The sequence below is a fragment of the Microbacterium sp. genome, assembly GCF_030149085.1.
Classification (GTDB): domain Bacteria; phylum Actinomycetota; class Actinomycetes; order Actinomycetales; family Microbacteriaceae; genus Microbacterium.
On the sequence record NZ_JASBSF010000181.1, the window covers coordinates 1 to 8,457 of the forward strand.

Below are 8,457 nucleotides of genomic sequence, written 5' to 3' on the forward strand. Positions count from 1 at the left end.
CTTCTTCTGCCTTCTGCCGTTCCTGCTCTTCGCCTGGGCTGCTGAGAGCCTGCCATCCGGACTGTCTGCCATCCTGAACGCAACGACACCGCTGTGGACGACGCTGGTGGCCGTCCTCGTGCTCCCCAGCGAACGGATGACGGCACGACGCCTGGTCGGGGTGATCATCGGAGCTATCGGTGTCGCGATCGTCATGGGCGTGTGGGATGTCGTCTCCTCCGCAGAGTTCGCCGCATCTCTTCCCGCGCAGCTCGCTTGTCTGGGTGCCACCGCCTCGTACGGCATCGCTCTCGGCTGGATGCGGCGCTTCATCACGGGGACCCACACCCACGACAGCGTGACGATCGCGTCGACACAGATGGCGGTGGCAGGGGTGCTCGCCCTGGCTCTGCTCCCCGTCATCGGTCTCTCGCCGGTAGCCTGGGCCCCGGCCCCGGTCCTCGCGCTCGTCGCCCTCGGATGTCTGGGAACCGGGATCGTCTACGTCTGGAACACGCGCGTTGTCACCGAGTGGGGCGCCGTCGGTGCGTCGACCGTCACGTATGTGATTCCGGTGGTCGGAGTGGCGCTCGGCATCATCGTGCTCGGCGAACGGTTCACGCTGAACGAGCTCATCGGCGCGTTCATCGTGATCGGCGGCGTGCTCCTCGTCCAACGCTCCCGCTAATCAGGGCTCTCAACGGAGAGCGCGCAGCGAGGGGACGGACGCAGGGCCTAGCCGGCGAAGCGGGAACCTAGCGGGCGAAGTAGCCGCGGTAGTACTCGTAGACCCAGCCGATGATCGCGACGACGAAGATACCGAGGCCGATGGGCACCATCCACGCGCCGACCGCGAGCCCGATGATGGCGACAGCGGCCGAAGATGCGAGGACGAGGGGCCACCAGGACCAGGGACTGAACTCACCGATCTCGGGGTCACCGTCGTCGATGTCCGCTGTGAGAACGTCCTCCGGCAGTTCACCACCCTGCGCGCGGTGAACGGCGCCGGTGTAGAACCCGATGAGTGCACCCATCAGAGCGGTGAAGAACAGGGCGACGGTGCCAACCCACTCGAGGTTGCCATACCAGATGACGCTCCAGACGGTGTACGCGATCGCAACGAGAGCGAAGAAGCCCGTGAGGATCCACCACAGCGACACATTGGTGCGCATGGACTACTTCACCTTCCCATCGGCAAGATCGACAACCGGTGTGTGTGGAGCATCCTTGGCCGGGCCGACACCGACCGTCATCGGCGCAGCCTCGGGGTGGTTCAGGTCGAATGCCGGACGCTCGCTACGGATGCGCGGGATCGATGTGAAGTTGTGTCGCGGCGGCGGGCACGACGTAGCCCACTCGAGCGAACCACCATAGCCCCACGGATCGTTGACCGTGACCTTTGGCGCCTTGCGAGCGGTGATCCACACGTTCAAGAGGAACGGAATCATCGAGACAGCGAGAATCATCGACCCGACGGTAGAGAGCTGGTTCTGCCAGGTGAATCCGTCGGCTTCCGCGTAGTCGGCGTATCGGCGGACCATGCCCTCGACGCCCAACCAGTGCTGGACGAGGAACGTCATGTGGAAACCGATGAACAGCAACCAGAAGTGCACGTAACCGAGGCGCTCGTTGAGCATCCGACCGGTCCACTTGGGCCACCAGAAGTAGAAGCCCGCGAACATCGCGAACACGACGGTTCCGAAGATCACGTAGTGGAAGTGCGCGACCACGAAGTACGAGTCAGACAGTGCGAAGTCCAGCGGCGGCGACGCGAGGATGACACCGGTCAGCCCACCGAAGACGAACGAGACGAGGAAGCCGAGCGCGAAGGTCATCGGTGTCTCGAAGGTCACCGACCCTCGCCACATCGTTCCGATCCAGTTGAAGATCTTCACGCCCGTCGGGACGGCGATGAGCATGGTCATCAGGGCGAAGAACGGCAGCAGCACTCCGCCGGTGACGTACATGTGGTGTGCCCACACCGCCACCGAGAGTGCGGCGATCGAGATCGTCGCGTAGACCAGCGTCTTGTAGCCGAAGACCGGCTTGCGGCTGAACACCGCGAAGATCTCGGTCACGATGCCGAAGAACGGCAGTGCGATGATGTAGACCTCAGGGTGACCGAAGAACCAGAACAGGTGCTGCCACAGCAGCACGCCACCGTTCTCGGGGTTGTAGATCTGTGCACCGAGCACGCGGTCTGCCGCCGCGGCGAGGATCGCCGCAGCCAGCACCGGGAAGGCCATGAGGATCAGGATGCTGGTCACCAGCGTGTTCCAGCTGAAGATCGGCATCCGCCACATCGTCATGCCGGGGGCGCGCATCGTGATCACGGTCGTGATGAAGTTGACGGCTCCGAGGATCGTGCCGAAACCGCTCATGCCGAGGCCGAGCATCCAGAGATTGCCGCCGACCCCCGGTGAGAAGCTCGCGTTCGCCAGCGGTTGGTAGGCGAACCACCCGAACGCGGCCGCACCCTGCGGGGTGAGGAAGCCGGAGATCGCGATGATCGAGCCGAACAGGAAGAGCCAGAACGCGAAGGCGTTCAGGCGGGGGAACGCGACGTCGGGGGCACCGAGCTGCAGGGGAAGAATGGCGTTCGCAAACCCGGCGAACAGCGGAGTCGCGAACATCAGCAGCATGATCGTGCCGTGCATCGTGAACAACTGGTTGTACTGCTCCTTCGTGGGCAGCACCTGCATGCCGGGTTCGAACAGCTCCGCACGGATGATGAGCGCCATCACACCGCCGAGCAGGAAGAACAGGAACGAAGCGATCAGGTACATGTACCCGATCGTCTTGTGGTCAGTGGAGGTGATCCACTTGACGACGATGTTGCCCTTCTGCTCGACACGCGACGACGACATCAGCGCCGCCTGCCGTGCCGGGAGAGTGCGCGGGCGCGACGAGTCCGCGTCCTGAAGCGGCAGCGTGGTGGCCATCACTCGTTCCCCTCATCTGACTGCTGGACCGAGGGATCCGTGGGATCGTTCGGCGTGTTCTGCAGGCGGTCGTATGCGTCGTTGATGTCGCCGGTCTGACCCTTTGCCTCGAGACTTGCGAGGTAGTCCTCGTACTCGTCGGCGCTCACGACCTGGACGGTGAAGAGCATCATCGAGTGGTACTCACCGCACAGTTCCGCACAGCGGCCTGCGTAGGTGCCCTCACGGGTCGGAGTGAAGGACCAGTAGTTGTCCTTCCCGATGTACATGTCCTTCTTGTAGAGGAAGTCGACGACCCAGAACGAGTGGATGACATCCCGCGACTGCAGTTTGATCTGCACGGTCTGGTCGACCGGCAGGTACAGCGTCGGCAGCGCCTCCTGGTCGATGTTGCCGGCCTTGTCGGGCTGGGCCTGAATACCCATCGTCCAGACGGCGTCGGAGTTGTCTTCCTCGTCACCGTTGTACTGGAAGTCCCACGCCCACTGCTTGCCGATCGCGGTGATCGACACGTCCGGGTCTTCGTACTGCGTCTCGATGATGGCCTGATCGCGCGCCGTGAAGGCGAAGAACCCGAGCACGAGGATGAACGGCACGATCGTGTAGAAGATCTCGATCGGCATGTTGTACCGCAGCTGCACCGGGAGGCCGGTCTGCCCCTTGCGGCGACGGTATGCGATCGCAGCCCACCCCATCAGAGCCCACGTGATGATGCCGACAACCAGCAGCACGATCCACGAGTTGACCCACAGTCCCGAGATCATCTCGGTGTGGTTGGTCGCGGGAGTTCCGTCTTCAACGAAGCCGGGAAGAAACCCGTTCAGCTCCGTCGGCGTACATCCTGCGAGCACCAGGGCCGCGGCGGCACCAACCGGTAGAAGAACCCAGCGGAGTCGGCGTTTGGATGGCACAGGCGCACCTTTCCACGTTGCGAAGTGTGACTGTGGTCAGTCTAGGGCAAGCTCACACCTGCTTGAGGCCAACCACTCAGCATCCGCGCACTTTCGGGGTACTGAAGGTCAGCCTTCTCGCAGGCTGAAGCTTCGGGGGTCAGTGGAAGCTGTCGCCGCAGGCGCAGCTGCCCTGTGCGTTCGGGTTGTCGATCGTGAAGCCCTGCTCCGAGATCGTGTCCTTGAAATCGATCGTGGCGCCGTCGAGGTAGGGAACGCTCATGTCGTCGACGATGACCTCGACGCCCTCGAAATCGACGGTCTTGTCGCCGTCGAGGTAGCGCTCGTCGAAGTACAGCTGGTAGATCAGGCCGCTGCATCCGCCGGGCTGAACAGCCACGCGCAGGCGCAGGTCGTCGCGACCCTCCTGGTCGAGCAGGCTCTTGACCTTGGCTGCCGCGGCGTCGGTGAGCGCGACGCCGTGCTCGCGGGCGGTCTGGTCCGTGGTCAGTGCGGTGTCGGTCATGACTCTCCTTATCGGCTGAAGCCGTCGGGGTGGATGCTGAAATTCTACGCCCGCCGCCGGCAAGGGCGGCGGGAATGCACCCAGGTCAGAGAGTGCGCGCGTCCAGCTTTTCGAGCAGCAGCGCCTCGGAGATGAGCGCGTGGCGGAACGTCTCCAGGTGCAGCGACTCGTTGGGGCTGTGAGCACGGGAGTGCGGATCCTCGACCCCCGTGACAAGGATCTGCGCTCCGGGGAACTCTCGAACCAGATCCGCGATGAACGGGATCGACCCACCAACCCCGATGTCGACGGGATCCACCCCGTATCCCTCGGTGAGCGCCTCCCGAACATCCTGAACGGCCCATCCGGAGGTGTCGACGAGGAACGGATTGCCGAGGTCGACATCGAAGAACTCCAGCTGAGCTCCGAACGGCGCGTGAGCACGCAGGTGCGCCTCCAGCGCCGCGTACGCATCCGTGGCCGACTGCCCCGGCGCAACGCGGGCGCTGATGACGACGGTCACCTCGGGCGCGAGGGTGTTGGATGCCGAGGCCACGTCGGTCGCGTCGATGCCGATCACGGTGACCGACGGCTTGTTCCAGATCCGCCCGATGATCGACCCGGTGCCGATCGGACTCACGCCGTCGAGCAGGCCCGTCTCCGAGCGCAGGGTGCTTTCGGTGTAGTCGGGAGTCTCCGCCTCCCGCGAGATCAGCCCCTCAACGGCTACCGACCCATCTGCGTCCCAGAGCGTTGCCAGCAGCGAGATGGTCGCCATCATGGCGTCTGGCACCGCTCCCCCGAACATGCCCGAGTGCGACGCGTGCTCAAGCGTGCGCACCCGCATCGAGAAGCGGGCGTTGCCGCGCAGCGAGACCGTGAGTCCCGGGGTCCGGTCGTCCCAGTTGCCGGAGTCAGCAACGACGATGACATCCGAGCGCAGGGCGTCGGCGTTGTCGGTGAGGAACTGGGCGAACGACCGCGAGCCGTACTCTTCTTCACCCTCGATGAACAGGGCGAGACCGAGGTCGAAGTCGGGACCCAGCGCCTCGACAAGTGCACGGATCGCACCGATGTGCGCCATGATCCCGGCCTTGTCGTCGGCGGCGCCACGACCGTAGAGCCGGCCCTCCCGAACCGTGGGTTGGAACGGCGGGGTCTCCCACAGCGCCTCGTCACCGACGGGCTGGACGTCGTGATGGGCGTACAGCAGGACGGTCGGGCGACCGTTTCTCGCTGCACGTATCGCGAGCACGGCAGGCTGCCCGAACTCCTCCGTGCCGGGAATCGCTGCCCGCTTGATGGTCACGGCATCGAACACTCCCGTGCCTTCGACCAGGGCAGCCACTGCCTCGGCGCTGCGTACGAGTTGCTGCTGATCCATCGATGGCCAGGCGATCGAGGGAATCCGCACCAGATCGCCCAAATCCGCCAGCGCACGGGGGATGCCGGTCTCGGCGGCGTCACGGACAGCATCGGAACGGGAGGCGATATCACTCATGCGGGTAATCTTAAGGACTACCCGTAACGCGACAGCGAGGATCATCGTGGCCAAGACCCCCGCCCCCGAGGCACCGAAGGACGAGTCGACGTCGACCGTCGGCAAGGGAAAGGCGACTCCGAGCCGCGCCGAGCAGGAGGCTGCACGCAAGCGCCCGCTCGTTCCCGACACGAAGGAAGCGAAGGCGCAGCGCAAGGCTGAGCTCGCCTCGGCCCGGGAACGCGCCCGCATCGGCATGGCCAACGGTGAGCAGAAGTACCTGCCCGCGCGCGATCAGGGACCGCAGCGCAAGTTCGCCCGCGATTTCGTGGACGCCGGTTGGCACCTGGGCGAGGCAGTCATGCCCGCGATGGTCGTGGTCATCGTCGCAACCTTCATTCCGCTGAACTTCATCCAGTACTGGGCGTTCGTGGCGCTGTGGGTGTTCATCTTCTTCGTGATCGGCGACATGATCATCACGTCGATCCGCGTCAAGCGCGCGGTGCGCGACAAGTTCGGCGCAAGCAAGGTTGAGAAGGGGCTCGGCTGGTACGCCTCGATGCGCAGCGTCCAGATGCGCTTCATGCGCCTACCCAAGGCCCAGGTTCGCCGGGGCCAGTACCCCTCCTGAGATCGGTCTAGCAGCTTCGCTGCGGGGTGCTATGCTCGCGATTACTGCGCTCCGCTGCGCGGGGGTGCCGGATGTCGAGACATGCCCCCGGCCGCTGCGCGGCCTCCCGCCAGACCCGATGCCAGCTCGACACCCGGCACCCCCGCTCCGCTGCGCTCACCCGCGCGACGCTGTGCACGCGCTCAGTGCGCGCCTCGGATCAGACGTAGATGCGCGGGACGAGCGGTGAGACGCGGACGATGATCTCTTCGCCGACCGTACCGATCGCCTCGGCGAGGGTCGTCACACTCGACTCGCCGCGCGTGCCGGGGCCGAAGAGGTAGACCTCGTCGCCGATGGCGGCACCCGGCCACGGGTCGATCAGCATCGACGCCGGTCCGATCTCGCGGACAAGGCGCGGACCTGCGGCTGTACCCACCGACATCCGGCCCGAGAGCGTCGACGGGAGACCGTCGAGGTACCCGTAGGAGACCTCGACGGCGGAGTCTCCGACGGCGCTCACGGTGGCGATCAGTGTAGCCGCGGGCGCGATACCGTCGAGCTCGGGGCCACCGGTCGAACGGATGCCGTAGCTGAACGCTCCGAAGCGGACAAGGTCGAACCGGAACTCCGGCCGCGCGAAAGCCGCAGCACTGGCGGCCAGATGCCGCACCTCCGGGCGCAGGCCCGCGTCCTCGGCGATTCGGATGGCGTCGAGGAAGGCGGCACGGGACCGGTCGTCGTCTTCGTCGCTGGTTTCGGCGATGTGGCTCCAGATTCCGACGACCCGGATGTCACCGCTTGCCTCGAGTTCGGCGGCTCGCGCTACGAATGCGGGCCAGTCTTCCGGCCTGACGCCGTTGCGGTGAAGCCCGGTGTCGATCTTGATGTGCACGGGAGTGGCTCGCCCCGCAGAGACTGCCGCGATGTCTTCGAGGTAGGACGCATCGCCGACACCGAGCTCGATGGCGGCATCCAGCGCGACAGCGATCTCGGGCGGGGTGATCGTGACCCACGAGAACACCCTGGCATCCGGGCCTGCCGCGGCGCGTGCCCTCACGCCCATCGGCACATCGAAGGCGCCGAACCAGCGGACGCCGTGAGCTGCCGCAGCCGCGACGACACGATCGACGCCGTGACCGTACGCGTCGTTCTTGACGACGAGCATGTAGCCGGCCGGTGCGATGCGCTCCCGCAGCACGTCGATATCGGCAAGGATCCGACCGAGGTCGACGACCATGCGCGCGCTCATGCGACCACCTCCCGCGGGAGCCGCAGACCCAACGCACAGACGAGCTCGGCAGCTGTCAGTCCGGATGCCGCCTCCCACGTGGTCAGCGCCGGACCAGCCGGGCCCTCACCGCCGAAGTAGATGACCTCGTCACCACGCGCGAGGTCGGCCCCACCGATGTCGACGACGCAGACATCCATCGCGACGCGGCCGACGATGGGGTACAGCGCGCCGCAGATCTCGACGGAGGCATGGTTGCCAAGCGAGCGGGCCACCCCCTGGCCGAACCCGCCCGAAGCCAACGCGATGCGCGTGTCCTGCGAGGCGATGTGCGTGTAGTTGTATGAGACGCCCTCGCCGGCGCGGAGCGCCTTGATCGAGAGCACGGAGCCGAGGAGGCTCATGACGGGCCCGGGGGCGTCTTCGGTGTCGCCGCCCGCCCCGGTAGAGGCACCGGGGAAACCGAAGACGATGGCTGGATCCAGCGTGGGTGCGTCCGGGACCGCCGCGATCCCGACGCCCTGCGCCACGTCGACCGACTCCGGATCGAGCACCGCCGCACGGATGCCGACCTGCGCGAGAGTCTCAGCAACGAACAACACCCCGTGGCCGTAGGCGTCGCGGCGAAGGTCGGCGACAGCATCCGCTCCCCCGGCCTCGATCGCCCGACGGCCCCCGGAAACGAGCGCCGAGCGACTCAACCGAACGCGCGGCCCGGTCGGACTGATCAAAAGCCCATCGCCTTCTGGTACCGCGGGCGGTGTCCGGTGCGGATGCCGAGCACGCTCGGCTTGTTCTCGTAGACGCCCGTGGCCCAGTT

Annotated in this window: 9 protein-coding genes; 2 read left to right on the forward strand and 7 right to left on the reverse strand. The window is 65.9% G+C overall.

Annotated features, from left to right (window positions below; genetic code table 11):
- A partial coding sequence (locus tag Q1V87_RS07250; RefSeq protein WP_300591493.1) for a DMT family transporter occupies positions 1-667 on the forward strand: 667 nt, incomplete at its 5' end.
- 67 nt (positions 668-734) lie between these two features.
- On the opposite strand, the gene Q1V87_RS07255 is transcribed toward Q1V87_RS07250, so the two are convergent.
- The 5 genes from Q1V87_RS07255 to Q1V87_RS07275 all read right to left on the reverse strand — a co-directional run bounded on the left by Q1V87_RS07255 (position 735) and on the right by Q1V87_RS07275 (position 5,817).
- Positions 735-1,151, reverse strand: coding sequence for a cytochrome c oxidase subunit 4 (locus Q1V87_RS07255; protein WP_228178616.1), 417 nt, complete (start codon positions 1,149-1,151; stop codon positions 735-737).
- A 3-nt stretch (positions 1,152-1,154) separates the two neighbouring features.
- A complete protein-coding gene (gene ctaD / locus Q1V87_RS07260) occupies positions 1,155-2,921 on the reverse strand; it encodes a cytochrome c oxidase subunit I (protein WP_292708157.1) in 1,767 nt (588 codons plus the stop codon).
- Positions 2,921-3,832 (reverse strand): cytochrome c oxidase subunit II, encoded by a 912-nt coding sequence (coxB, locus tag Q1V87_RS07265; protein ID WP_300591494.1) that lies wholly within the window; start codon positions 3,830-3,832, stop codon positions 2,921-2,923. The genes ctaD and coxB overlap by 1 nt, the downstream gene beginning before the upstream one ends.
- A gap of 139 nt (positions 3,833-3,971) precedes the next feature.
- On the reverse strand, positions 3,972-4,337 hold the full coding sequence (gene erpA, locus Q1V87_RS07270) for an iron-sulfur cluster insertion protein ErpA (RefSeq protein ID WP_300591495.1): 366 nt from the start codon (positions 4,335-4,337) through the stop codon (positions 3,972-3,974).
- Between the two features lie 85 nt (positions 4,338-4,422).
- Complete coding sequence (locus Q1V87_RS07275) at positions 4,423-5,817, reverse strand: dipeptidase (protein ID WP_300591496.1); 1,395 nt, start codon at positions 5,815-5,817, stop codon at positions 4,423-4,425.
- A 46-nt stretch (positions 5,818-5,863) separates the two neighbouring features.
- Between Q1V87_RS07275 and Q1V87_RS07280 the strand changes: the two genes are divergently transcribed.
- Positions 5,864-6,427, forward strand: coding sequence for a DUF3043 domain-containing protein (locus Q1V87_RS07280; RefSeq protein ID WP_300591497.1), 564 nt, complete (start codon positions 5,864-5,866; stop codon positions 6,425-6,427).
- Positions 6,428-6,626: 199 nt separating this feature from the next.
- Here Q1V87_RS07280 and Q1V87_RS07285 read toward each other — a convergent pair whose 3' ends face one another.
- Together Q1V87_RS07285 and Q1V87_RS07290 are read right to left on the reverse strand one after the other, a co-directional pair.
- Complete coding sequence (locus Q1V87_RS07285) at positions 6,627-7,658, reverse strand: alanine racemase (RefSeq protein ID WP_300591498.1); 1,032 nt, start codon at positions 7,656-7,658, stop codon at positions 6,627-6,629.
- A complete protein-coding gene (locus Q1V87_RS07290; protein ID WP_300591499.1) occupies positions 7,655-8,368 on the reverse strand; it encodes an alanine racemase C-terminal domain-containing protein in 714 nt (237 codons plus the stop codon). The genes Q1V87_RS07285 and Q1V87_RS07290 overlap by 4 nt, the downstream gene beginning before the upstream one ends.
- Positions 8,369-8,457 lie beyond the last annotated feature (89 nt).